Origin of the sequence: Paenibacillus sp. FSL K6-2441 (genome assembly GCF_037964765.1) — a bacterium.
GTDB lineage: Bacteria > Bacillota > Bacilli > Paenibacillales > Paenibacillaceae > Fontibacillus > Fontibacillus phoenicis.
The window spans coordinates 1,866,449-1,890,738 of record NZ_CP150174.1 but is presented as its reverse complement, the minus strand read 5'-3'; the positions used below and the strand labels follow the sequence as shown (position 1 = coordinate 1,890,738).

The 24,290-nt window shown below is 53.8% G+C and carries 31 protein-coding genes and 1 pseudogene; 3 read left to right on the top strand and 29 right to left on the bottom strand.

The features are described 5' to 3' along the window. Positions 1–19 precede the first annotated feature (19 nt). Positions 20–442: an NUDIX hydrolase gene (locus tag NSQ80_RS08460; protein ID WP_009222911.1), complete on the bottom strand. Its 423-nt coding sequence runs from the start codon at positions 440–442 to the stop codon at positions 20–22. Positions 443–444: 2 nt separating this feature from the next. Further along, positions 445–840 (bottom strand): zinc ribbon domain-containing protein, encoded by a 396-nt coding sequence (locus NSQ80_RS08455; protein ID WP_083791395.1) that lies wholly within the window; start codon positions 838–840, stop codon positions 445–447. A 405-nt stretch (positions 841–1,245) separates the two neighbouring features. On the opposite strand from NSQ80_RS08455, the gene NSQ80_RS08450 reads away from it, so the two are divergent. Beyond that, positions 1,246–2,340, top strand: coding sequence for an IS110 family transposase (locus NSQ80_RS08450; protein WP_339302040.1), 1,095 nt, complete (start codon positions 1,246–1,248; stop codon positions 2,338–2,340). Between the two features lie 175 nt (positions 2,341–2,515). On the opposite strand, the gene NSQ80_RS08445 is transcribed toward NSQ80_RS08450, so the two are convergent. From NSQ80_RS08445 to NSQ80_RS08405, 9 genes are all read right to left on the bottom strand, one after another. After that, positions 2,516–3,022 carry a GNAT family protein gene (locus NSQ80_RS08445; RefSeq protein WP_339302039.1) on the bottom strand — a complete coding sequence of 169 codons (507 nt, stop codon included), beginning with the start codon at positions 3,020–3,022 and terminating at the stop codon, positions 2,516–2,518. A gap of 17 nt (positions 3,023–3,039) precedes the next feature. Further along, positions 3,040–3,198 carry a hypothetical protein gene (locus NSQ80_RS08440; RefSeq protein ID WP_157273271.1) on the bottom strand — a complete coding sequence of 53 codons (159 nt, stop codon included), beginning with the start codon at positions 3,196–3,198 and terminating at the stop codon, positions 3,040–3,042. Between the two features lie 18 nt (positions 3,199–3,216). Then, on the bottom strand, positions 3,217–3,546 hold the full coding sequence (locus NSQ80_RS08435; RefSeq protein ID WP_009222908.1) for a cupin domain-containing protein: 330 nt from the start codon (positions 3,544–3,546) through the stop codon (positions 3,217–3,219). A gap of 117 nt (positions 3,547–3,663) precedes the next feature. Beyond that, positions 3,664–4,167 (bottom strand): GNAT family N-acetyltransferase, encoded by a 504-nt coding sequence (locus NSQ80_RS08430; RefSeq protein WP_009222907.1) that lies wholly within the window; start codon positions 4,165–4,167, stop codon positions 3,664–3,666. 33 nt (positions 4,168–4,200) lie between these two features. Then, entirely contained in the window at positions 4,201–4,362 is a 162-nt protein-coding gene (locus NSQ80_RS08425) for a hypothetical protein (RefSeq protein WP_009222906.1), read from the bottom strand. A 46-nt stretch (positions 4,363–4,408) separates the two neighbouring features. Next, on the bottom strand, positions 4,409–5,134 hold the full coding sequence (locus NSQ80_RS08420) for a YjjG family noncanonical pyrimidine nucleotidase (RefSeq protein ID WP_009222905.1): 726 nt from the start codon (positions 5,132–5,134) through the stop codon (positions 4,409–4,411). 48 nt (positions 5,135–5,182) lie between these two features. Then, complete coding sequence (locus tag NSQ80_RS08415) at positions 5,183–6,097, bottom strand: AraC family transcriptional regulator (RefSeq protein WP_009222904.1); 915 nt, start codon at positions 6,095–6,097, stop codon at positions 5,183–5,185. Next, positions 6,094–6,987 (bottom strand): pentapeptide repeat-containing protein, encoded by an 894-nt coding sequence (locus tag NSQ80_RS08410; protein WP_036643718.1) that lies wholly within the window; start codon positions 6,985–6,987, stop codon positions 6,094–6,096. Before NSQ80_RS08410 ends, NSQ80_RS08415 begins: the two co-directional genes overlap by 4 nt. Positions 6,988–7,061: 74 nt before the next feature. Next, positions 7,062–7,517: a DinB family protein gene (locus tag NSQ80_RS08405; RefSeq protein ID WP_009222902.1), complete on the bottom strand. Its 456-nt coding sequence runs from the start codon at positions 7,515–7,517 to the stop codon at positions 7,062–7,064. A 93-nt stretch (positions 7,518–7,610) separates the two neighbouring features. Between NSQ80_RS08405 and NSQ80_RS08400 the strand changes: the two genes are divergently transcribed. Beyond that, on the top strand, positions 7,611–8,537 hold the full coding sequence (locus NSQ80_RS08400; RefSeq protein ID WP_339302038.1) for an IS3 family transposase: 927 nt from the start codon (positions 7,611–7,613) through the stop codon (positions 8,535–8,537). A 347-nt stretch (positions 8,538–8,884) separates the two neighbouring features. On the opposite strand, the gene NSQ80_RS08395 is transcribed toward NSQ80_RS08400, so the two are convergent. The 13 genes and pseudogenes from NSQ80_RS08395 to NSQ80_RS08335 form a co-directional block, all read right to left on the bottom strand. Beyond that, entirely contained in the window at positions 8,885–9,136 is a 252-nt protein-coding gene (locus NSQ80_RS08395; RefSeq protein WP_311202285.1) for an ATP-binding protein, read from the bottom strand. Further along, complete coding sequence (locus tag NSQ80_RS08390; RefSeq protein WP_339302037.1) at positions 9,072–10,043, bottom strand: HAMP domain-containing sensor histidine kinase; 972 nt, start codon at positions 10,041–10,043, stop codon at positions 9,072–9,074. The genes NSQ80_RS08395 and NSQ80_RS08390 overlap by 65 nt, the downstream gene beginning before the upstream one ends. Before the next feature lie 6 nt (positions 10,044–10,049). Further along, the gene (locus NSQ80_RS08385) at positions 10,050–10,340 is read right to left on the bottom strand and encodes a hypothetical protein (RefSeq protein WP_311202287.1); all 291 of its coding nucleotides are present in this window, start codon (positions 10,338–10,340) and stop codon (positions 10,050–10,052) included. Beyond that, positions 10,337–10,841 (bottom strand): annotated as a pseudogene (locus NSQ80_RS08380) (response regulator transcription factor). Before NSQ80_RS08380 ends, NSQ80_RS08385 begins: the two are co-directional and overlap by 4 nt. Positions 10,842–10,854: 13 nt before the next feature. Next, the gene (locus tag NSQ80_RS08375; protein WP_036643904.1) at positions 10,855–11,304 is read right to left on the bottom strand and encodes a GNAT family N-acetyltransferase; all 450 of its coding nucleotides are present in this window, start codon (positions 11,302–11,304) and stop codon (positions 10,855–10,857) included. A 42-nt stretch (positions 11,305–11,346) separates the two neighbouring features. Next, a complete protein-coding gene (locus NSQ80_RS08370; RefSeq protein ID WP_260071398.1) occupies positions 11,347–11,973 on the bottom strand; it encodes a DUF4085 domain-containing protein in 627 nt (208 codons plus the stop codon). A gap of 20 nt (positions 11,974–11,993) precedes the next feature. After that, on the bottom strand, positions 11,994–12,458 hold the full coding sequence (locus NSQ80_RS08365; RefSeq protein ID WP_260071420.1) for a putative immunity protein: 465 nt from the start codon (positions 12,456–12,458) through the stop codon (positions 11,994–11,996). 27 nt (positions 12,459–12,485) lie between these two features. Next, the gene (locus NSQ80_RS08360) at positions 12,486–12,740 is read right to left on the bottom strand and encodes a hypothetical protein (protein ID WP_260071399.1); all 255 of its coding nucleotides are present in this window, start codon (positions 12,738–12,740) and stop codon (positions 12,486–12,488) included. 109 nt (positions 12,741–12,849) lie between these two features. Next, positions 12,850–13,482: an NUDIX domain-containing protein gene (locus NSQ80_RS08355; RefSeq protein WP_009222894.1), complete on the bottom strand. Its 633-nt coding sequence runs from the start codon at positions 13,480–13,482 to the stop codon at positions 12,850–12,852. A gap of 38 nt (positions 13,483–13,520) precedes the next feature. Continuing rightward, the gene (locus tag NSQ80_RS08350; protein WP_260071400.1) at positions 13,521–14,165 is read right to left on the bottom strand and encodes an alpha/beta hydrolase; all 645 of its coding nucleotides are present in this window, start codon (positions 14,163–14,165) and stop codon (positions 13,521–13,523) included. A 158-nt stretch (positions 14,166–14,323) separates the two neighbouring features. Beyond that, positions 14,324–14,893, bottom strand: coding sequence for a GNAT family protein (locus tag NSQ80_RS08345; RefSeq protein ID WP_009222892.1), 570 nt, complete (start codon positions 14,891–14,893; stop codon positions 14,324–14,326). Then, positions 14,880–15,416 carry an RDD family protein gene (locus NSQ80_RS08340; RefSeq protein WP_009222891.1) on the bottom strand — a complete coding sequence of 179 codons (537 nt, stop codon included), beginning with the start codon at positions 15,414–15,416 and terminating at the stop codon, positions 14,880–14,882. The genes NSQ80_RS08345 and NSQ80_RS08340 overlap by 14 nt, the downstream gene beginning before the upstream one ends. Before the next feature lie 77 nt (positions 15,417–15,493). After that, positions 15,494–16,000, bottom strand: coding sequence for a GNAT family N-acetyltransferase (locus NSQ80_RS08335; protein WP_009222890.1), 507 nt, complete (start codon positions 15,998–16,000; stop codon positions 15,494–15,496). Between the two features lie 214 nt (positions 16,001–16,214). Here NSQ80_RS08335 and NSQ80_RS08330 point away from each other — a divergent pair, with 214 nt between their 5' ends. Continuing rightward, positions 16,215–17,462 carry an RICIN domain-containing protein gene (locus tag NSQ80_RS08330; RefSeq protein WP_036643901.1) on the top strand — a complete coding sequence of 416 codons (1,248 nt, stop codon included), beginning with the start codon at positions 16,215–16,217 and terminating at the stop codon, positions 17,460–17,462. An 81-nt stretch (positions 17,463–17,543) separates the two neighbouring features. Here NSQ80_RS08330 and NSQ80_RS08325 read toward each other — a convergent pair whose 3' ends face one another. The 5 genes from NSQ80_RS08325 to NSQ80_RS08305 all read right to left on the bottom strand — a co-directional run bounded on the left by NSQ80_RS08325 (position 17,544) and on the right by NSQ80_RS08305 (position 24,180). Further along, a complete protein-coding gene (locus NSQ80_RS08325) occupies positions 17,544–17,993 on the bottom strand; it encodes a PH domain-containing protein (RefSeq protein ID WP_009222888.1) in 450 nt (149 codons plus the stop codon). 80 nt (positions 17,994–18,073) lie between these two features. Continuing rightward, on the bottom strand, positions 18,074–18,718 hold the full coding sequence (locus NSQ80_RS08320) for a pentapeptide repeat-containing protein (RefSeq protein WP_260071401.1): 645 nt from the start codon (positions 18,716–18,718) through the stop codon (positions 18,074–18,076). A gap of 48 nt (positions 18,719–18,766) precedes the next feature. After that, positions 18,767–21,007, bottom strand: a complete 2,241-nt coding sequence (locus NSQ80_RS08315; RefSeq protein ID WP_260071402.1) for a DEAD/DEAH box helicase — start codon at positions 21,005–21,007, stop codon at positions 18,767–18,769. After that, positions 21,004–22,350, bottom strand: a complete 1,347-nt coding sequence (locus NSQ80_RS08310; protein ID WP_009222885.1) for an ATP-binding protein — start codon at positions 22,348–22,350, stop codon at positions 21,004–21,006. Before NSQ80_RS08310 ends, NSQ80_RS08315 begins: the two co-directional genes overlap by 4 nt. Before the next feature lie 60 nt (positions 22,351–22,410). After that, positions 22,411–24,180 (bottom strand): TerB N-terminal domain-containing protein, encoded by a 1,770-nt coding sequence (locus NSQ80_RS08305; RefSeq protein ID WP_260071403.1) that lies wholly within the window; start codon positions 24,178–24,180, stop codon positions 22,411–22,413. Positions 24,181–24,290: the final 110 nt, after the last annotated feature.

The following is a 24,290-nucleotide window of genomic DNA, read 5'->3' as shown; positions in this document are numbered from 1 at the left end:
CTGTCCATCGCAGCCTTGCTCATATCCGCCCCTCATCGAAATAGGTGACTTCCACCCCTTTTGCCACGATGGAGCTAATCCCTTTCGGATAATATGGCATCAGTTCGTCCGCGCGCTCCACGTCGACCCATGCGATGTCCAAAATCTCGTCCGGACGGGTGATCTCAAGCTCGCCACCCGTAATTTCCGCCCGGAACGTCAGCAGGATGACATGCTCCTCGTTGTCCATATGTACGAATTCATTGACGGCCACGATCCCGTGCACCTCGACATCCAGCCCTGTCTCCTCTTTCCCTTCGCGGATCGCCGCCATCTGCAGCGTTTCGCCAGGCTCAACCGCCCCTCCAGGCAGCGTCCAGGCTTCATTTTCATTTTGCACCATGAGCACCTTGGTTCTCGTCTCATCGGGAATTAACAGATATACGACATCCGTTCGTTTCATCGTTAGCCTCCAAATAATAAGTCCAATATCGTCGAAAATTTACCCGATGGCTGTCCCCGAAGCACATCCGGATCGTAGATTTCCACATGACCGCAGTTCAGGCAGGAGACGAATAAATAATGGTTATGCTGAATGTCCATCAGTTTACTTAAGCCGGTACCGGTCATGGCCACTTCTTTCACCGCAGCTTCCTGGTTTCCACACTTGCTGCATTTGAACCGACGCTTCAGCACCTCTTCCAAATCGAAGTAATCCCCAACCCGAGGAGGGTCAACAGGATCGCCCGATACCGGTCCGGGGAATCCTTCCAGATGCTCAGGCAGCACCTCATGTTTGCATTCAGGACAGACGTCACCAACCAATATGACCTGTTCTCCGCACCAAGGACACTGAATCATGCTTTCGCCTCCTCGTATAGTATCTTTAAAAAGCTCTTTTAGGTTCATTTCCATCCCCCCGGGGGATGGAAAACAGCCTCCAAATTTCCAGCTTGTTCTTTGAAAATTCCATCAGGGACTGGACTTTCCGGTATGCCTCTGGACAATGGAACGTAGGGTCCATTCGGGGAAATCCTTCTGCCTCCAGTAGCATCGTCTACTCCTTAAGTCTGTTTCTCCGGTACGCGTCTGAGCTTCTTACCCGCTGGCTGTTCCCTTCGGCATCCCATGCCCGGTTTTAGCAGATCCGGGGCAGCTCATGGCCCGAAGTGTGTCCTCATACGCGAGGGTGATAGATCTGCGCGTGCGCCGGAGGCATCCCGGAGCGTCCATTCCCTGAATCCCTAGCGAAAGGAGGAATTTCACTTGAAGCTTTTTGTCGGTATTGACGTGAGCTCGCAAGAGCTCGAAGCGTGTTTCATGAACGCTGACGGTGACAAGCTTGAGACACTCACCGTCAAAAACAATTTGAATGGCGCCTCGCACTTGCGTGACCAAATCGTCGCTGCAGCGAACAAGTTGGCCGTCACCGAGATTCACATCGGCTTGGAAGCCACTTCCGTCTACAGCTGGCACCCTGCCATGTACCTGCATCAGGATCCAGCGCTTCGAGAGCGCAAGGCCAAGGTGTTCACCTTGAACCCCAAGCTCATCAGCAAGTTCAGAGAAGCCTATGCGGATATGGACAAGACCGACCGGCTCGACGCCTGGGTCATTGCGGATCGCCTGCGCTTCGGCCGCCTGACGACCACCATCGTCATGCAGGAGCAGTATGTCGCCCTTCAACGCCTCACGCGCATGCGTTTCCACTTGGTCCATAACTTGGCTCGCGAGAAGCAGTACTTCTTGCAGAACCTGTTCTACAAGTGCAATGCGTTTACAACCGAGGTCGACAGCTCCGTGTTTGGCCATGCGCTCATGGAGATGCTCTCCGAGAAGTTCAGCCTCGATGACATCGCCGAGATGGACGTGGCCGATCTGGCCGACTATCTGCGGGACAAGGGACGCAATCGTTTCCCCGATCCCGAGCGGGTCCTCGACGGCATTCAAGGCGCTCAGTGCTTGCTGTCAGTGCCCGGCATCGGCAAAGTCTATGCAGCCGGTCTGCTCGGCGAACTCGGCGATATTGAACGGTTCAAGGATCAAGCCGCCGTCGCCAAGTACGCGGGTCTGACGTGGCGCAGGCACCAGTCCGGCGTCTTCGAGGCGGAGGACACCGCCCGCATCAAATCCGGCAACCGATTCCTGCGCTACTACCTCGTTGAAGCTGCCAACTCGGTTAGGATGCGCGATGAAGAATTCGGTGAATATTACCGGAAGAAGTATCACGAAGTGCCCAAGAATCAACACAAACGCGCCCTCGTCTTAACGGCAAGAAAACTCGTGCGTCTGGTCGATGTGCTGCTACGCAGCGGCCAACTCTACACGCCTCGAAGGAAGGTGAATAGCGCCAAGGATTAACGCCTCCTTTGCCTTAGTCCTTCACGAATTCCCAGTAAAAATCTGGTATCTGACATGGTTTTTGGCTGGGTTTGGTTTGATGCGCCCTTTTTTCGTGACTCCGCGCTCAACAGGCACGGGAAATTTCCAATTCGATTAAATCAACAGCTTGACATCATACCGCTGGACTTAAGGATTAGGCCTCAAATATTTTGCCCATATAATACTCATCAACGTAGTTTCCATCCACTCGAATCGAATTTCGTTTGACGCCCTCGACTTCAAATCCCATTTTCTTGTACAGGGCAACGGCCCGTTCATTAGGGAGCATCACCGTTAACTCGAACTTGGTGAGCTCCGTCTGCGCACGCCATGCCTCAGCTGCCTGGAATAAGCGTGTTCCTATCCCTTTGCCCGAGTAGGCTTGAGTGATGCCAACCACGATGTAACCCACATGCTTCGTTCGGTTTGCCTGCCCGCCAAACACGGCCAAATAACCAACCAACTGGCCTTGATCCTCCGCTACCAGAATCGTGGAGCCAACCTCGGACAGGATCGATTGAATCCGCTCCCGCTGTTCCTCAGCCGTCGTGGTACGTTCTCCCGGTTCATAGAGCATAAATTTCGTTTCTTGGTCCAGTTGCAGGCATAGTTTCAAAAAACGCTCAGCGTCATCCACTCGAATTTCTCTAATCTCAATCATCTAGATCTCTCCATTGGTTACTCATTCTCTTTCCCGTTCTCCTTCGCTCCCCACTTGGCTGCCACCTGATCCTCGCCTTTGAAATAATCGACTTGGCCGGCGCTCTCGTAAACTTCCTGGTAGGGTAAAATATTGATCTTCCCTGAATCAGGATATTCACAAACGTCCAGCCCCATGTTCGTTCGGATATCCAGTTACTTGCACGGCTTCTCCGTATGGTTAAACAGCTGGTGCGCCCCCGAGGGCCCCATTTCGAAGAACACGATATCCCCGGCATGTACTTCCTGATGCCCTTCCGGCGTCCGAAGCATCGCACTGCCTTCCAGAATGACGAAGAGTTCCTCCGCATTGCGATGAAAATGATAAGGAAAGGAGTACTTCCCCGGATCCAGCGAACGGATATCAAACGTCAAATGCTTGGAACCAGCCAGCTCCGCCAAGCGCTCGCTCGTATGCCAAGCGAACTCTGGAACGGGCGATTGCTTCTGATGAAACTTCACGCGGTCCGCAGAAAAAAGATGCATGATGATCCCCCTTAATACAAAAATGCCCGGCCGCCGATCATTGCTTACTGGGGCCGGGTCATACGTTGGTCTTCTCATTATACATAATTTCAGACCGATTCGAGTATTCGCGTTCGTTTACAACGAGAAAGTTTGAGCTAGAACCTCGTGGAGGCCGGGCAACCCCTCGATTTCCACGCGTTCGATCGTCTCGACGAAAGAGATGCCTTGTTTCCGGTAAATCTTCTTCCAGAAAGCTACGGCAATGGCGTTATTCTGCAACTGCTCCACCCGGATTTGGCCCTTCAAGCGCCGCAAAATTTCGAAGGCGGCCGTCTCCGCCGTTTTTCCTCCGCGATATTTATGAAGCACGAACATCTCCTGCACCGTAAAGTCGATCTCCTCGGGCACAAACGGTGGGGCGCAAACCAGAATGAAGCCGGCTACTTTCCCCGAACAATAGATGAAATAAGGATGCAGTTCTTCCCGCTCCAAGTAAAGGTAAGTGTTCGCCAGATCAAATCGCCCGTCTTCCCCCGGTTCCTCGCCGGTAAACGCCGATAAATCATGCAAGTACAGCTGAAATAAATTAAAAAACAGCGAGCTTTGAGACGGTAAAATGGGTGCGATTCGAACGTCCACGCACTAGCCCCTCCTTGGTTTCGCGATTTCGAATTACCTTCCTCTGTTGTCCCGCAGATAAATATCCAGGGCTTCGATCCCCCGACGGGCCAGTTTAATAAACAGAATCAAGGCATATAAACCTAAGCCGGCGATAACGAGATAGAACAAGAATAGGAGGGCGGGAAGCACCCCAATGATCCCTGCACTGGCCATACCTATCAACTCCTCACCCTAATGATAAACGATCAGATGGTTGTTCTCAGTGGTCCACCGAAGGACTTCCCCCAACTCCGACCAACGTCTTGACTTCGGCCAAGCGGCGAATCTCGTAAGTTGGCCGCAAATTAAGCGTATTCGGGCGGTGATACGGGTTATACCAGCAAGTATCGATCCCGTAATTAAGACCGCCCTTCATGTCAGAAGTCAACGAATCCCCAACGATTAACACCCGGCTTTTGTCCGTCTGCCGAAGCCCCAATGCTTCAAACGCATAGTCAAAAATCCCCGGATGCGGCTTCGAATACCCCGTGTCTTCGGAAACGATGACGGCCTCGAACATCTTCGCCAATGCCGATCCGGCAATTCGGTTTGCCTGCACCTTTTTGATGCCGTTGGTGATGATCGCCAGATGAAACCCGGCTTCCTTTAAATCGCGGCAGAGCTCATAAGCGCCTTCCAGCAGGAAGGTTCCCTCTCCGAGCAGTTCCAAATAACGCTCGCTGATCTCTTCGACTTGAGAGCGGGGAGTTACGCCGAGCTCCTTCACCAGTCTGGTGAACCGTTCTGTCCGCAAAGCGGCCTGCTTCACCAGTCCTTGCTCCAAATCGCGCCACAGTTGCTGGTTAATGGTCTGGTACGCCTTCATCACTTCGTCGGTGCAAGGGATTCCCGCCTCCGTGAGCGTCCGGCTCAAGGCGTGGTTTTCCGCCTTCGGGTAATCAAATAACGTATCATCCGCGTCGAATAAAATATGCGTATAAGACATGGGGCTCCTCCTGTTGTGTTCTCTATCACCTTAAAATATCTCTTTGTCTTATGCCCTTGCTTTGATCGGAATGTATAAATCGACCTTCGCCTTGCCTTGCGGATCCTGCGCCGGATCGTTCATGCTAAACTCCAGGCAGTATCGATCATCCGGATCGTATTCGCTGTCCGGCAGCCAATTTCCGAATATGCTCTGGTACAGCAGCGCAAGCTTATCCGGTGTATCATAAAAATTAAACTTGGCATAAAGCCCTCCAGGCAGCGTTTGGAAGCCGATCTCCGGCGGCGCATCCGCACGGCTTAGCGTATCCGGTACGGTGACGCAGGCATCGTATCGGCATTCCTCCTCTTCGGTTACCGCCGGATCATCCAGAGATATCCCGATAAAAGATTGCTCCGGCGGAAACAGCTGATGCTGCGCCGCCCACATGCCTAACTTTGCCCATGCCTGATAGGTTTCCAGATAACTTCCGACATGTCTCACATACGCGGCTTCCATCAAAGGAAGCTCTACAATCGTGGCTTGCATTTGCCAAACCCTCCTCAATAAATTGTTTTTTACAGTTTGATGATAAGGGTTTGGCGCGGCACCGGCTTCCTGCCGATTGCGGTCCGCTTGCGAAATATTGCGATCTTGCCGGGCTTGCTCTCGCATCTCGGTTGGTGTACGACCAAAGTGCTTCTTGAACGCCGCATTAAAGCTCGAAGCAGACTCAAACCCGCATCCCAGCGCAATTTCCAGCACGGATTGGTTGGTCTCCCGCAAGTAAGCCGCGGCCCGGGCTAAGCGCTGCTTGGTGATGTACGCAAACGGCGTCTCCCCCGTCACCGAGGCAAAAATCCGCGAGAAATGATACTTGGAGAAGTGGGACAATTCTGCCAATTGATCCAAATTGAGCTTGTGATGCAAATGCGCATCGATATATTTGCAGACCTGGTCGACCCTTTCCTGGTAATCGTTCATCTCGCTTCTTTCCTCCCCGAAGCTCCTTCCCAATAGAAGGGCCGTTTGAGGAGGGGAGGCAGCTTGGTAGCCGCGTCTCCTTTGGCGGCATTGATCTGAGCTTGCGTCAGGAACAGGCTCTCTGATAGATCAGCTCCCCTTACATCGGCATCCCGCAGGTCTGCGCCAATCATGTCGGCGCCGCGAAGGTCCGCTCCCCGCAGATCCGCGGCGATCAGGTAAGCACCTCTTAAATATATGCCGCGCAAATCGGCGCCCCGCAGCTTGGCGCTGATCAAGTCGGCACCACGCCCAAAGCTTCTGCGGCGTCCGGAAGCAGTTCCGGCCTTCCGCAGCGCTTCAGCGCGGACGCGCTTGCTCACCTCCAGCAGCAGCTCGTTGACCTTCGCGCGATGCGCTGCCACATCATAGCTGAGCAAGTCGTCCAGCTTGGCGGAGGTCAACCGTTCCGTCTCGTCATAACGAATCCGCAAACGTTCATGTAAATGGCTGACCTGAGGTAGACTTAACGCTTCATCCAAGTACCAGAGCAATTCATGCAGCTGCCACATGACCGGGAACACATCAAACATCGGCTTTGCCGATCCGGGCACCTGACGCCAACTTAACCCGGCGAAAGTCACCTGAGACACTCGTTGCCCTGCGCCAAAGCAGTCATAAAAGGTACACCCCCGGTACCCCTGCTCCTGCAGACTGCCGTGAATCCCGCAGCGGAAGTCATCCCGCAAATGGCCGCAGGGCTGTCCAGCCGCTTTGTCCGCAGCGAAGTCCACCGAAGCCGCAAAAGGCAGGGCCGCACAACACAAGCCAAAGCATTGCTCACAGTCCGCCTGCAGCGTGAAGCGACGTCGGCCATATGCTGGTTCCTTGGTCGATAAATTCTCAGACATCGTAAGATTCCCTCTCTTTTTGCCATCGTTGTGTCTCTAATATAAACAAGGAACCGGGAAAATCATAGGATTTCTTAACGCTTAGGATCGCTGATTTGCCCCAGATGATGACGCGCATGCCGAATATAATCTTCAAGCAATTCCTCAAGAGTCATCGAGATGCCATCCGTAAAAAAACACCGTTTCTCCCAATCCGTCTCGGCAGAACTGCGCAGCGCATTCAGGATTAACCCGTTGAGTTGGTTCCACACCAAGAGAAGCTCCTCACGCCCATAATGATGCTGATACCCGTGACGTCTCACCCATTCATCCTGTACGTATCCTTCGAATGTGACCGGCTCATCCGTGGTCAGGATCCTCATAAACCGCACATGGTTATTGGCTGCGGAATCACACAAGTGTCCGAGGATTTCCAGCTTCGACCACTTCTCCGGCAACGGTTTCTTCTGAAATGCTGCCTCATCGATACTGTTAACCGTTGTTGAAAGCTTCTCCAGCAAGAGCTCCAGCTGTTCGATTCTTTTACTCATCTACGCTTCCCCTCCTCAGATCACCTTCAATTTGCCCAATAATCCTATCTTAGTCTAGAACAAGACTGGAAGTAAATGCCGATTTCCTAACTTTTGCCTAATATAAAAAAGCCTGCCGAAGCTGTAGTTCTGCGGATCTTGGAAATTGCTGAATCGACGTACTACGATCGAAAAAAGCGAGCTGCTACCCAAAAGACGGAGCCGTTACCAACGGACAAACGCGGTCGCCCTACACCTGGGTACTCTCTAACTGTTACAGGGATCCCCATTAGCGATGAACAGATCAAAGAGTGGCTCCTTGAGCTGCTTGAAGGCGAAGAACATGTCTACGGATATAAACTGTTGGGCCAATGCATTCGGGATATTCACCAAGTCATGATTAACAAAAAGAAAACGTATCGTCTTTGCAAAGAACTCGGCATTCTGCAAAAAGCTCGCAAACCTGTCACATCGCACCCGCGTACTCTCCCCAAGAACCGATTCATTACCGGTTCTAATCAATTGTGGCAAATGGACATCAAGTATGGATACGTTGTAGGACAGAAGCGATTCTTCTTTGTTCTTAGCATCATTGATGTATTTGACCGTGTGGTGGTTGGGCAATATCGCGGGCGAACCTGTGAAGCCAAGCATGCCGTTCAAACGCTTATAAGTGCCCTAGAGCGCCGCATTCAGCCGGGTGAAACGTTCCCCGTGATCCGGACGGACAATGGGCCTCAATTTGTCAGCAAGTTGTTTGGAGATACCTGTGAGAGCTTGGGGATGACTCATGAGCGAATTCCCCCAAGGACTCCCAATATGAATGCCTATATTGAATCATTTCATAGCATATTGGAACGCGACTTGTTTAGCAGACGAGAATTTATGACGTTTGAAGAAGCGTTTATAGCACTTGATCAATATATGGACTTTTATAATTATCGAAGAATGCATGGTAGCCTGAAGCGTATGGCACCCATGAAGTTTTCGTTATGGGTCAAAATGCTAGAGGATACCTCAAAGTTCCATAAATCGATGTAAACACACAAGAAAATGAGCTGAACTGCGATAACACAAAACTTGTAGGTCAGGACTCCGGATTTAGGGGGCCTAGCCGATTGCAACGTTGGTTGGGATCGTAACGTCACCCGCAACTGCAAAAGTGCAGTTCATTTTCCGCTGGATGCTGAAAAATGGCCCCTTCGCATGTAAAAGTGCAGTTCATTTCGGCCCAAAACGCCCTTTGGGAGCGAAATCGCCCCATTTCAAATGCACTTTTGCATTTCACCGGCTCAAAACCAGCGGTTATCCTAGAAATCAACTGCACTTTTGCATTTGGATGCAAAAAAAGCCCCGACTTATTCAAGTCTGGGCTGAAATGAGCCAGCTTAGCCACCGTTCTCAGGCTGCGGACGTTCAAGCGGCAGCTCGATCACAAACGTGGATCCTTCGGGACCGGAAGCCGCCAGGTTCACCGAGCCGTGCTGCTTCTGCGCAAGGCTGCGCACCAGCGACAGCCCAAGGCCCGTCCCGCCGTGGGCTCTGGACCGGTCGCTGCTGACGGTGTAGAACGGATCAAAGATGCAGGCCTGTGCCTCCGGCGGAATGCCGATACCGGTATCCCTGACCGTGATTTGCATCCGGCCGGTTATATTTCACCGCGTTATCCAACAGATCCATCACCATATGCATCACATTATCTGCATCGGCCCATACCTTGCCGTCCTGCAGGTCGGTGACGATCTGGATGCCTTGCTGCTCTGCCCTCACCTGCAGGCGTGCCGCCGCCTCCTCCAGCAAGGGCTTCAGGTCCACCGAGGCCGCATGCGTCTCGAATTCATAGACGTCCATGGAGGAGAGCTTCAGCGATTTCTCAACCAGCGCGTACAATCGTTCCGCCTCCATGCCGATCTGGCGGCACGCCTCATCGAGCAGCGCCGGGTCGTCCCGATACATGTCCAACAGATCCGTATAGGCGAGGATCGAGGTCAGCGGCGTCTTCAGCTCATGGCTGATGTTCCCGATAAACAGCTTCTGCTGCTGCTCCAGCTCCTGCAATCGGGTCACGGCCTCGATCAGCTTGCTTTTCTCATCGGTTAACTGGGCGTGGGTCGTGGCAATTTTTCCGCTCATTTCAAAAATCCCCAACGCCAATTCGCCAAGCTCGTCCTTCCGGCGAACTGTTGGCTCACGGAGGTACTCCCCTTCCCCGATGCGCATGGCGGCACGGTTTAGCCGCGTAATCACATTGGCCTGCCGCCAGACATAGAGGTAGCCGAGCAGAAATCCCCCAACCAGTACGGCCGCGCCTACAAGCCAGAACAGCCGCCGAATCCTTTCGTAAAAAGCGTGCTGCTCCTCAAGGGACACATGAAATTGGACCGTCCCTACCGGCTGCTGATCCATCGTATATAGCGGTGCTAGATACAATAGCTGATCCCCTTGCGTGATATACGCCGACTGTCCTTTGGCCGTATAAGCCAGCGCGTCCTGGACGTCCACCTTCGGCTGAAACGGCAACGAGGTGCCAGCAAGCGTCCCGTCCAACTTATATCATGTGACCGGGAGTCCGCTTTCGGCACCTAAATTGACGGCAAGGCCTTGTCCGCTGAGTTCCATAAACGCGTCTGGAGCCGGTGATACGCTCGTCAGCGCTTCTTGACGGACCCGGAGATTCGCGGTTTCCGCCTCTGCGGCCAGCATTTGCTCCAAGCGCTTGCGCTGGTCCTCCCGGATCCCGGCCAATACCAACAGGCTAAGCACAGCGATCACAGCAGCAAGCAGGAAAGCCAGCAGCAGCGCAGCTCTCCATTTCAAACCAAACCCTAGGCCCCGCTGTTTCATGGCGAAGGCTCCACGCTTTTATAGCCGATGCCGTATACGGTTTGTATGCAATCGTTCCACTGGCCCAGCTTCTTGCGCAGCCGTTGCACGTGCATGTCCACCGTTCGCGTGCCGCCCGCGAAATCCATGTCCCACACCTGCTCCAACAGCGCTTCCCGAGAATACACCCGTCCCGGATGACCGGCCAAGAGCGCCAGCAAATCAAATTCCTTTGGCGTCAAATCGATCAGGGTATCTCCGGCATGAACCGTCCGGTTGAGCAGATGGATCGTAAGGATCGCTGGCCGCAATGGCCGCCCCTCCAGCTTGCGGCAAACCTCGTATCCGCTTAGCTTGCATCATCACGTCCAGCACCATCACGTCCGGTTTGAACACCTCAACTTGGTCCAAAGCCTCTTGCCCGTACGCTGCCGTCTCCATCGTATACCCTTCCCGCCGAAGCGCATACGACACGGCTCCGGAAATACTCGCCTCGTCATCCACTACAAGCACTTTGGTCATGCGATAACTCCCTTTACTTCAAGCTCAAAAAATAATGATAAAACTCCGTATCCCGATCATACCCGCTTGTTTCATACAATCGCTGAGCCCGGACGTTCGTGATCGCTGTTGACAGCTCTAGGCCTTTTGCGTCCGTCCGCTGAGCGTGGGATTTTGCTGCTTCCAAGAGCAGCTTCGCCGCACCTTGGTTCCGATATTCCTCCCGCACGTACAAATCATTTAATATCCACACCCGTTTCATCGAGATCGAGGAAAAAGACGGGTACAGCTGCGTAAACCCAATCGCGTTCCCGCTGACCGAATCGATGGCCAGAAATACGACGGATTCGCGCCGGCTTACCCTTTCCGCCAGAAAACTACGGGCTCCTTCGAGATCCGAGGCTTGTTCATAAAATTGGCGATACTCGTCAAACAGCCGTACCAAGGTCTCCAGGTCACCGGATTCCGCTTCACGGACGATCAATGATGTAGGATTCATCGGTTTAGCTCCTTCGTAAATGATAAACTACTCTATGTTCACGCCGCCGGCAACCAGCGAAAGCTCGTGCATTTCCCTCGGAGCTTCGAGCAGCAGCCGGAACTCAAACCAATGGGGTTCGGTCCAATCGATTTCCTCATACAAGCACATGCTGCCCTGCAGAAGCTCAGGCTTTTCCACACGAAGTGATTTCACGTTCTGAAAAATAAGACGCGTGAATTGTTCTTTACCAACCTCATCAAGTACAATCTCAACGGAACCATCATCGCGCGGAGTGAATACCTGGATTCGGGCATCATGAAATCGGACATTCTCCCAAAGTTGCCGAGCGTCTGCAGGAAGGTTCTGCATGATCTGTTCATATCTATCCCTGTATTCGTCGCAACGCCGTTTCCATTCTGCATCCCAGTTGCCTTTCCACTCCCTGATCCAGGCAGCCAATTCAGGACTGGGCCATCTTGTCTTCATGAAGCTCCCATCAAGAACCTGAGGATGAATGCTGGAAGGGAAATGCTTTAACATCAGAGGTTGAATGAACCATTTATACATCTCCTTGGCTTCTTTATCATAGTCCCTGCCTTGCTCGACATACCAGGCTTTGTCTGCCTCCAGGATTTGCATTTGCTCATACATTGCTTTGGTAAAATACTTCAACTCAACGCCCCCGTCATTGCTTATGTCCCCAATTCCAGCAACCGACGGAGCTGCCACTGCCGCTCCTGCTCGGCCCTTGCTTTGGCCGCTTCCGCGTTGTCCGCAGCATAGGCGATCGCCTTGGCGGCGTAGGTGGCGCTATGCGCCGCGTGCCCCGCCACATGCGCGGTAGCCGCCGCGTGGCCGGCGGCTCGCGCCGCAGCGCCGGCGGAGGCATGGCCGGCATCATGCGCCGCGTTATGCGCCGCAACCGCCGCCGCGCGCGCCGCGGCCATGCTGACTTCGCCGCGCACCCAAGCGCGCGCCGCTTCGATCGCCTGCCGCGGCCGCAGGTCCTTCGGCCGTGCCGCCTCGAAGCAAGGCAGCACGCGTTCCGCGCATTCCGCCGCCCATAACGCCAGCGTTCGCTGGTCCATCTGCTCCGCTTGGTCTGCGATGGCCCGTTTGATTTTCACATCAACAAACTTCCTGGATTCCAAGTGGATTTTCCCCTTTCCCCGATACGAAGCTAGTTAGAACAATCCCCAATAGAAAATAAGCAAGAGCGCAAGAATCACAGCGGCGGTAATGGCCAGGTTTGGGATCAAATTTCCGTAATAGCTTTTGAGGTGTGTATAGCATTCCGTTAAGAGTAATAACCCGGCGAAGATCGTTACAATCATGCCAAGAGCGCGTATAAACCCGAAGATGGGACGAAGCAGAAAGAAATCCATCGCCGGAAAAGGAACCGGACAAAAACCAACGCCGACCAGAAAAGCGTATAGCAAGCTCTTTTCCTTGCTCAGCGGAAGTCACCTCCTCGCTTGTTCTTGCGTTCATGCCGCACACGTCTATACCATTTATATATGCTGACGCCCAGCAGAAAACCCGCCGCGTTCAGAATAAGGCGGTAATCCGGTCAAATAACATTTGATAATACTCGTCCGAATTGGGCGTAAAATCCGTGAGCCGCCACGTGGCCTGTTTTTCCTTCAGAACCCCGTTGGCTTCATCCACGTAAACTCCCGTTGACGTCAGCTCGTCGCGTTCCCCGCGGCGCAGCTCCTGAAAAGCCAGCATGCCCACCCAATACAACCCGGTCAGTTCCTCGGTCTGGATGCGGTAATCGAGCAAGGGCTTTTCATTTTCGTAGATAAAGACATGGTTGACCTCACGGTCGATCAAATCGGGTGAAGGAAAATGCTCTTGAGCTACCCTGCCGAGATAAGTCAGATCCTCGACCGGCACCGCTAACCCAAGCTCCTCCTCCAATTCACGGATACCGTCCTTTGCGTCTTCTCCGGCTTGGAGATGACCTGCGCAGGAAGTATCCAATAGCAACGGGAATACGTCTTTGTTGGGATGACGCCGTTGAAATAACAGATAAATCTCACCCTGGGCATCCCGTTTAATGATCCAGCAATGAAAGGTTTGGTGCCACCACCCTTTTGCATGGACCTCTTCTCTAGAGGCTGTACCCAGCTTCTTCATATCCTTCGTGTAGATGTCAAACATTTCAGTTTCGCTCATGCTGTCCTCCAAGTGGGTTCGTTGTCAGCCGTTCTTCTTTAGTCCTGATCCTCCGCTCCACCAAGCAGTACTTCCTTATATAAAACGGTGAGCTTTCGTAAAATTTCCAAGCTTTCCTCCACCCGTTCCGCTTCCAAGACATGGTTAGCGCCGGGGATCGGCACAATCTTCAGCCGTTCGGATGCCTTCAGACGGCTTGCCAATCCGGGTGGAAACACATCATCCTTCGTACCGTATACGACAACCGCTTGAGTTTCATGGATGTACGGGAGGGTATCAGAAATTGGCGTCAGATAAATATGCCGGATTTCCTCTGCTCTGACCCCCAATCTGCGATGAAATTCGCCAGCCACCACCGTCCCCAAGCTTTTGCTGATAAACACAATTTCTTCATAGCTGCCGATGACCTGCCGTATCGCGTGTTCGCAATCCTCAATAACCTGCGGGATCTCCCGATACTCGAGCTCCTTACGGGCGGCCTGATAACCGTACTCCAGCGCCAGAATATCATATCCGCACTCCCGGGCTACAAGCGCGGCATAATGCAGCGTGGGTTTATCGCAAGAGTAATTTTTGCCGGGAAACAAAACCACCAGCTTTCGATTGGAATCCGTGACTTGGATATATCTTACGCTCATCTCGGTCTTCCAATGGGAAGGAAACTTCAGAGTGGATGCTTTCATCCTTGTCCCTCTCCTCTCAATATTAGAGTAACTCCAGAGTACCTATAGCTGAAACCGCTCCTGAATGATTTGAGCCACCTCGTCTGCCGTCTCCCTTCCGCATATAATACAACCCGGCTCTCGTATACGTTTGGCCGGGTCATGCAGCATATCACGTTCTATTCACGGCGGGGCAGCTTAGCATCCAGAAAATTCGTCTGGCAATCGTCCCGCAGCAGTTCCATGTAGATTTCATCGAAGTAGGTATTGTTCACGTAGTAGCTTTGCGATCTGCGGCCAAACACGCGGAAGCCCGCTTTTTCATAGCATCGGATGGCCGGTTGATTGAACTCAAAGACGCGCAGCATGATGTTGTTGAGGTTCAGGATCTTGAATCCGTATTCGCATAGGAGCTGAAGCGCCTCGGTACCGTACCCTTGCCCCCGCTGTCCCTCATCTCCCAAGAAGATCCCAGCCTCAGCCACTCTGCGGACATGATCGATGGCAAATAACGAACAGTTGCCTAGCAGTTGGTCTCCATCCAGCTGAACGATCGCGTAATTTTGGCCTTCCTTGGCCATGTCTTCCAAAAAGCTCTTCTCCCGTTGCAACCCGATCACTTCACGGGAAGTACCGAGCCGGATGGAAACGGTTAGATCGTTGATCCACCGAGCGTAAGTCTCCGCATCCTCCGGATTCACCGGGGACAGGTACAGTCTGGACCCCACCAGCTTCTTAAAATACTTCATCGGTTATCTCCCTCTCTCGTGCGCTTGGATTCACCTTCGTGCCAGCAACCAGATCGTGGCAGGTCCGGCTTCCCTTAGTGGAAAATAATATCACAAGATAAACGATCATTAAACCGTTCGGCAAGTAAATCCAGCCTGGATGAGCCGGCGTTTCCACGCTCCACCAAGGTTCGGGCACCAAAATGATGGCGTGGGTCATCTCCCAGGGAAGCAGGCGCACCGCCGTTCTAGCCAAAGCTTGCCATAACCGGATCGGCTCCCCCCGGCGGTTCGTAACGCGTAGATTAAGCCACTTTTTTCCAAACGTCTGTCCATCGCGCAGCTCCATCACAGTAAAAAAACTCCATACGGGCAACGACATCGTGGCCAGCACCCAAAGCTCAATTTCAATCCCCTTGTCGAAATCGTCGAAGGGAAAGCCGGAAGCGGCGGCATTTATCAGCCATTGCAAAGACACCAAAATGACTGCCAGCATTGTGAAATCGATCCAATAGGCAAATAACCTCTTCAGGGCGAGTATCATGTCTCACCTGCCGATTCTTTTTTTATACAAGATACGCTTTTCGCGACTCCATCTGACCTCGATGGCGGTGTTCATGCTCACTCCAGCCTTAACGCCATATAATCCTCATCAAAATAGGCTCCATCCCATTTCAAGGCTCTTCGCTCGGTTCCATACCTCTGAAACCCGAGAGATTCGTAAAGCCTTCGTGCCGAATCATTTGTAGAGACCACCGTTAAATTCAGCTGTTCCAGCCCTTCCATCCGCTTGGCTCTCGCAAGGAGTTCTTCCATCAGCGCCTGACCTATCCCCTTCCCACGCATCCCGGGGGTTACTAATAAACCAAACACGTTTCCTTTATGCCGGGTTTTTGGGGAACTTTCTCGAATAAACGTAACGATGCCGGCTAAGGTCCCGTGCTCGTCGAACGCGCCTAGCACAAAGCGGTCTTCGGTTGGTTTGATGCGCTCCGTCACCATGTCCATTGTAAAGTCCGCCTCCCGCTCGAAGGTAGAGCCGAAGGCTTCCGGATTTACCTGCAATCCTTGCAAGCGAAGGCTTTGGTAGATCGACGCGTCGCTCTCCTCTAATATTCGCAGATTCATAGCTTTCCCCCGTTCCGTCTTGGATTGATACCAGAATACCAGAACCCCATCAATTTGAAAAACCTGTAAAAAAAGTTGTTGTAAAACAAACCTCTAAATGGTAATCTATGTAATGATAGCGCTATCATATCAAAATCGAAACCGGTTTAGTATGAATTTCGCCTGTGGTAAGTTAGCCCAATCCATTCATTCTTGAAAGGAGCGATTTTTCATGATGCTAAAACGCGGTAAACCGATTCTCCTCTTTCTGGTGCTCACCCTCCTGGTCGTCTTTGTCCCCGTCCCCAACACGACAAGCGCGGCTCCCAACTGGCAGTTGGTATGGAGCGATGAATTTAACGGTTCCTCGTTGAATCGCGGCGTTTGGACGCCCGAAATTGGCACCGGCCAGAACGGATGGGGGAACAACGAACTTCAATATTATACCGACAGGCCGCAAAACGTACAGGTGACGGGAGGCAATCTGGTCATCACTGCCCAACGGGAAAATTATGAAGGAAGAAACTACACCTCTGCACGAATCAAAACCCAAGGCTTAAAGAGCTTCCAATACGGCAAAATCGAAGCCCGCATTAAGCTTCCAACCGGACAAGGCATTTGGCCGGCGTTCTGGATGCTGGGCGAAAACTTCAGAGATGTCGGTTGGCCTTACTGTGGTGAAATCGACATTATGGAACATGTCAACAATGAATCGGTTGTCCATGGTACCGTCCATTGGGACGCCAATGGATATGCCTCTTATGGCCGGGCCTCGGGCAATTTGGATTTCTCTCAATTCCATACGTACTCCATTGAGTGGGACCCGAGCTATATCCGCTGGTTCGTTGACGGCGTTCAGTACAATGAGATCTATATCGCCAACGGAACCGGGAATACAGAAGAATTCCAGAAGCCGTTCTTCATTCTGCTGAATCTCGCCGTCGGCGGCAACTGGCCGGGCAGCCCGAACGGGTCGACACCTTTTCCTGCACAAATGCTTGTGGATTATGTTCGCGTCTATCAGGATCAAGGGGGTTCCTCGCCCGTCCTTGAGAACGGTGCCGTATACACCATCGCCTCCAAAGTCAGCGGCAAGGTACTGGATGTCGTGGATGTCTCCACTGCGGACGGGGCTAAAATTCAACAGTGGACCAACTATTCCGCCAGCAACCAACGCTTCCGGCTGGAATCCACGGGCGATGGCTATTATAAGCTGACCGCCATCCATAGCGGCAAGGTGCTGGACGTCCCTAGTGCAAGCACAGCCGCAGGCGTGCAGCTGCAACAATGGACGGATAACGGCACCGATGCACAGCGATGGCGAATCGTAGATGCAGGCGGCGGATATTTCAAGCTGATCTCCAAAGCCAGCGGATTGGTCATGGATGTGTCTGGCGCTTCAACAGCGGACGGGGCGGCGGTCCAACAGTGGACCGATAACGGCACGGATGCGCAGAAGTGGATGTTTACGAAGGTAAATTAAGCTTGAGCTTCAAAGGGGCGGATATCAATTTCCGCCCCTTTGGTTCTAGGTAAGCTGGCAGGATAGCCCTTTTCCCCCTGCTCAGGATTGATCGGCGATTTGGATGGAGGGGTTCCGGCGAATCAGCTCTTGAATAAACCGCTCCTGATCCACCGGCGAAATGACGACGCTGCCCAGGACACCGTTCCGGTAATGGATTTCGATCGCATCCCGCGAGAATAAGAGCCGATATCCCAACCAGATATTCGGTTGCCGCGTTATTCGAGTGATATCCTCATAACGAATTTTTGAATGAAACATCCCGCCTTTGACAAACAGCAGATCCTCCCTGATCACATAAGAGATATCAAGCGCTAACCAAGCCAGCAATAGGGTGACGAGCGCATCGGGCACGATGATCCCTACAAGCTCCGTTCGCGTTAACGCTTGCGGATCAAGAAGCAGCGGCCAAAGCAGCACTAGATTAGCAACCAAGAGAAAGAATAGCCAAAGGCATACAAACAACGGATCCCGTTTCGTTTTGAATCGCATAGCAACCCTCCTGCAATTCACGTTTACGAGTAACGTCGAGATATCGCCGGATGTATCCGGGTGTTACGTGCGTTTTTGTATTATTTTACGATCAGGCCAAGCAGTTTGGCAAAGCCGATCGCTTGCTCCGGGGAAACCGTGCAGCCTGCCAAGGCATAGGCCGGGATATCTACGCGTTCAAACGTACAGGTGCTGATATCCATTCCCTTCAGTGAGGTATCGTTAAAATCCGCCTCATTCAGATCCGAGTTCAGCAGCTCAACCTCTTTGAATTTGGCGCTGTAAAAATTCGCGTTCTGCAGAGAACAGTCATGAAATCTCACCTGCTTCAAGGAGGCTTCCACGAAGTCGCCTAAATTCATGATGCAACGCTCAAACATCACGGAACCGGCATTCACTTTGGACAGATTCAGCCCCGTCAACTTGCAGTCTTTAAAATGCACCCGGTGGATAATGGCATTCTCCAGCACCGCGTTGGATAAATCGCAATTTTCCAGCACGACGTCGGTCATGTCCATCCGCTCAAAAGTGGTACCCACAAAGGAACAGCCCCGAAGCATCACTTTGGATAAAATACATTTTTCGATACTCCCGTACTCATAGGATGCGCCCGCCACCGTAGCTCCAACCAACTCATGGTCCTCATCGTCCAGCACATCCTCCCAATCGGCTTCCATTAATTCAGCCGTAAGCTGTGGGGGACTCATTTTCGTTTTTTTGCTCATCAAGTTTCCTCCCGGATGACGTCTTCGCCAACTCATTCACTTCATCGATCAAGCTTCGGAGTTCTTGGATGCTTTCGCGGAGTGTAAATCACTTGGCTTCTGCGCCGCTTCCAAAGCTTCGGCTAATCCCTTTACATCCAGCCCGTCCACGGCAAAAGCGCGCCGTACCAGCTCATGCGGCACAAACTCGTCGTATTTGCCCAGATAAGGGGCTTCCGACGCAGCTAGCAGCGCCTCCGGGTGAGGAATCGAGGCGAGTTCTGCCTCAATGGCAGCAAGCAGCTCCTTGGCGCCTGCTCTCCCCGACACGACCATATAATAGGGTTCCATCGGCACGACCTGGCGCAGGCCCATTGGATCCGACAAGTTGTGCTTCAGCAATCGTTCCAGGGTGCGAAATTGCTTGCTTCCCGCCCACGGTAAAATAAACAGCGAATCGCCGCCTGCCGGAATCACAGGACTGTTAAGCAGCCCGCTCTCCCGGGCTAACCGGCGCGCCCGTTCCAAGCGATTGGCCGCGCCCGGAGCAAGATACGGGTACAAAGTATGCACCTCCAATACCTGGCGCATCTTCTGCATGACCCGGGTATGGACATCTCCCCCGGCGCCAAGCCATAGCGTATCCACCTTGCCGCGCGAGGATTTGACGTACACCGCTTTATGCTTGCTGTCCACTTCCTCGACCTTCCACAGCTTCCCGGCCAAAGAGAAGCAATAGCCAGGCGGCGGCACAGTGGTGATGCTGCCAATTTCCTCAGAGCCGTTGTAGACGACATGCTCCTCGTCATCTTTAAAGACAGCGTAGAAGCGGAAGTTATTTACGACCTTCTCTCCGCCGAGTCCGATGATCAGCGTGCCTTCCTCGGTCTGCTGGATATGGTCGGTTTGCAGCAGGTACTGTAACAACGCCTTGTACTCCTCGGGCTCAACGCCGCGAAACGCCGGCAACGTCAGTACAGCCCGGGCCAAATCCGCCGGTTCCGCTTCGCCGATGCTCTTAAGCGTGCTCATCGTCTGATGGTACAGCACGCCAACCGGCTTCTTGCGCAGCTCGACCGGCTCCACCCAGCGCTCGCGCACATACAGCTCGATGACGGCGATCGCCCGCAGCAGCGTCCACGGCATGCGTGCCGGCAATTGGGCGTCCTCATCCTCTTCCTCTGCGCAGAGGAACATCATCTCCGACGCCTGATCGCCGCGCCGGCCAGAGCGGCCCAGCCGCTGCACGAAGCTGGAGCAGCTGTACGGTGCACCGAGCTGGATGACCCGCTCCAGCTCGCCCAGATCGATGCCGAGCTCCAGCGTCACCGTCGCTGCGGCTACCGCCGGGCCGGGGCCGGAGCGCAACGCGGCCTCGGTCTCTTCACGCAGCATCGCAGAAATGCTGCCGTGATGGACATGGAACACATCACGCTCCTCCCGCTTTGCCGCAATCCGGCGGAGCTCCAGCGTGGTCAACTCGGCGTCCGTGCGGCTGTTGGTGAAGACGAGTGCTTTTTTGCGATGGGTGTTGTCGTAAATGAAGTTATAATACTTCTGCTTGGCCAGCTCCAAATGCTCTGCTTCCCGTTCGTCGCGGGCATCCGGGAAGGAGAAATGCTCCACCGACAGCTTTAGCTTGCGTCCGCCCGGCGGGGAGACCACCTCCACCGGCTGCGGCGTCCCCGCCCCAAGCCATCGGGCAGCGATCTCGTAATCACCAAGCGTAGCTGATAAGCCGATTCGTCTCGGCTTGCAGGAAGCCATACGCTCTAATCGGGTCAGCTGGCTGATAACCTGAATCCCGCGATCGGCCCCCATAAACGCGTGCACCTCATCGATCATGATATATCGCAGATCATGGAACAACGCCGGGATCGCATTCGGGCGGTTCATGAGCAGCCCTTCCAGCGATTCGGGGGTAATTTGCAGGACACCGCTGGGGCGCTGCATCAGCTTGGTTTTCTCCGCTTGGGCGACGTCGCCGTGCCAATGCCAGACCGGCACTTCCCCGTCTCGCAGCAGCTCCTTGATCCGCTCGAACTGATCGTTAATCAACGCCTTTAACGGTCCGATGTAAAGAATGCCAACCGACTCCGAAGGCCGATGATAGAGCTCCGTAAGCGCAGGGAAAAAGGCCGCTTCCGTCTTCCCCGACGCGGTGCCTGATGCGATGAGAAGATGGTGCGGCGTGTCAAACAACACGCGGCAGGCTTCGATCTGGGCGTCACGCAGCGAGTCCCATCTTTTGCGGTAAATGTATTCTTGAATAAACGGCGCCAACCGGGAAAAAGGGCTCGTCCCGCTCATAACTCAAACTCCGCCAAAAAGTCGTCCAGCTCGTCGGTGCCGCCCTTGTTCTTGTCCCCTTGGTTCGCAGACGCCGCATATTCCTGCTCCCGTTCGCCCATCAGTTCCTCGAACGACAGCTCCGGCTGCTGGTGCATCAGGTGCAGCACATCCATAAAATCGCGCACGACCTCCCGGGTCGTGAGCAACTCCTCGGCACCCAAGCGGTTCACCGCCGCCTGCATAAAGGCGATCAACTGCTCATCGGTCAGGCGCATCGTGTAACCGAAATGGATCGCGTGAATCTCGCGCAGCTTCTGCAGCAAGAGCAAAATTTCCTCATGCGACAGCATGTCCAGCTTCAGGATCGGCGACGTATACGAACGGCGCGTCCCACTGCTGTAGCGCCCATCGATCAGCCGCGAGCGCAGGGCATCGTAGCTGAACAGCCCGCGCCGCTCGTCTTCCACGAATTGCGGCGTGCCGCCCAAGAAGATGCCGAGGTACTGGGCTTTCCCCTGCATCGTGTCGTTGAACATCGTCAGGATCTTCTCGTAATTGCTTTGGCGGGAGATGCTGTTTGTGATTTTGTACAGATTGACGCCCTCATCGATGAACAGCAGCAGCCCGCGATACCCGATGCGCACTGCAAATTCCGCCCACAGCTTCATGTAGTCGTACCAGTTGTCGTCGTCGATGATCACGCCGACACCCAGCTCCTGGCGCGCCTCCGTTTTGGTTGGCACCTCGCCGCGCAGCCAGCGTAAAGCCGCGGCTTTCCGGTCATCGTCGCCAAGCTTGTAGCCCGACCAGTAGGCTGCCAGCACCTTGGCGAAGTCAAATCCGTGCACGAGGCTTTGCATCTCGTTGGTCACCGCATAAATTCGCAGCTCCACCGCATCATGCAGCTGCGGATCACCGGGACGCAGGCCGGTGGCCTGCATTTGCTCCTGCTGGAGAGCGGCGATCCACTTCTGCAGCATCGTCTCCAGCGCGCCGCCGTCAGGCCGCGTTCGGGTGGATAAATGCATCATCAGCTCCCGATAGGTTGCCAGCCCCTGCCCTTTTGTGCCGACCAGCCGGCGCTCCGGCGAAAGATCGGCGTCAGCCACCACGAAATCGCGGTCCATCGCATAGTTGCGAATCATCTGGAGCAGGAAGCTCTTCCCGCTTCCGTAACGCCCTGTGATCAAACGGAAAGCCGCCCCGCCCTCCGCAATATTGTCCATGTCCTGCAGGATCGACGCCACCTCCGGTTTACGCCCGACCGCGATATGCTCCAGCCCGACCCGCGGCACGACCCCGGCCGTCAAGGAATTGACGAGCGCGGTGGTCAGCCGCTTGGGGATTTGCACCTGTTTCATTCTCGTTCACCTCATCGTTCCAAACTTATCCTATATCCTACAATGTATCTCTCTTATCGCTTAGCGTTGACTTGCAAGCCACCCGTCAAGCTCTGCGCGGTAGTCATCTACAACTTCGTCTCCGTCGATTAAGAGATCCCCGATCTGCTCCATCGCCAGCTCATTGATCTCATCGATCAGCAGCTCAGGCATGGAGCCAGCCTGCTCGGCAATCGCTTGGCGTTCCTCAGCACTTTGGCCCTGGAGTAGAGCGGCCAACATCTGCGCCTGCGGAGCCGTCAAGCCAGCGAACAGTTCCTGCCATTCCTCCGGCAAGTTCGTGATCGCCCCGCTTTGGAACTGCTCAGCATCGCTTCGTTCCTCGGCCAATGGCTGAGGAACTTCTTCAACCGGGTGCGGGGACTGCGAATCAATGGCCGTCTCTTCCCTACGCTCCCCAAACGAATCTGCTCTATCGGATCGCGCCGCCTCTGCCTCTTCCAGCACCTGTTCATATCCCCGTTCAAAATCAAAGGCGGGCTGCAACGGTTCCACTTCGACAGGCGATCGTCCTAACGAAATTGCAGCCTGCTCCAGCGGCATTCCCGGTGCTTCCGGCGCAAAAGCCAGCGTCTGCTCCTCGCTAAGCAGCATGTCCCGCACCTCTTCGGACTCCTGCTGCAGCTTGCGCAATTTGGCGGTGTTAATTTTCACTTTGGGTGCCCGTGCTTTCGCTTCTTCTGCCCTCTGTCGTTCAAATTCCTTGCTCAAATAACGGCGGACCAGCTGCTCGATCTCCGGCCCCACGTCGATCCCCCGCAGCTTTCCCTTAAACCCGGTTAACTCCCGCAATTGGTTCTCGGTTAGGCGTACGAGCTGGGTCAGAAAGGCTCGCAGCGGCGGATGCCCGCTATAAGGCAAGACGGTGACTGGCTTCGTGCGCCCATACAATTCATGATCATACACCGCGCTGCGGAACAGGTAACGGGCGATTTGAGTCTCCTTCGGCTTATACAGCTCCAGAATCCGAATGCCCTTGCTTCTGGAAAGATAGCCGTCGACCAACGAAATGACCCTCGGCACGTAGTTTTGCATGTCCTTGCGCCCTTGCTCCTGGTAAAAGCGGCTCTTTTCCACATTATAATCCACCAGCTTGAGCAGCAGCTCCCAGCTCAGGTCCAGCGGTTCGGCGGTGAATCTTCTGCGCCATTCCAGCTCCTTCAGCTCCATGGACAGATTGCGTGGCAGCTTGGCCATCGGTTCAGTGGGACGTTCCTCCAGTTGGAACACCAAGGCCAAATCGAATAACCACTCCCGTACGTAGAGATCCAGCTTAGGATAACGCTGCCGGTATCCCTGCCAAACCTGCTCCATTAAGGCATATCCTTCGGCCGGCTCCGACCAGCCGATCCCATGGATCAGCTCGTACAAATAAACGAATACGTAAGACAGATCAGTATCCGGATAACGTCCGGAACGGACCTCCCCGCGCCAGAACAAATACCATTTCAGCTGCCTTGGCTGCATCTCATCATAGGTCGGCCAATACGTCTGAAAAGGAACAAACTCCGCTGCCCCCTCAAAGGCTGTCTCCAATTCCTTCGCCTTCTGGACAAACCGTTGCTCCCGGGAAATATAACGAAAATCCTGTTGCCAATCCGTAGTACGCTCCCAAAGATCCGGCGCAACCACCCGGCTCACCGGCTCCTTCCTGCCTTCCTCCGGCTTGTTTCCGTCCACCACTTCCAATTCGGCGAAGGTTAGCTGGTGTTCCGGGTTCGTCTGTCGTTCCCGATTATTATGTAGATGTCGGCTGAAAAAGCTGTGTTTTTCATCCGTTCCGTCGTTCATCGTTCCTAAACCTCCGTCACGTCCATTATACCACCCGACCGAAAATTTGTTCGCCTTTTGAATACTATTTTGCCCTCCCTTATAATGAAAAGCAACTGCAAGTTGCCGGG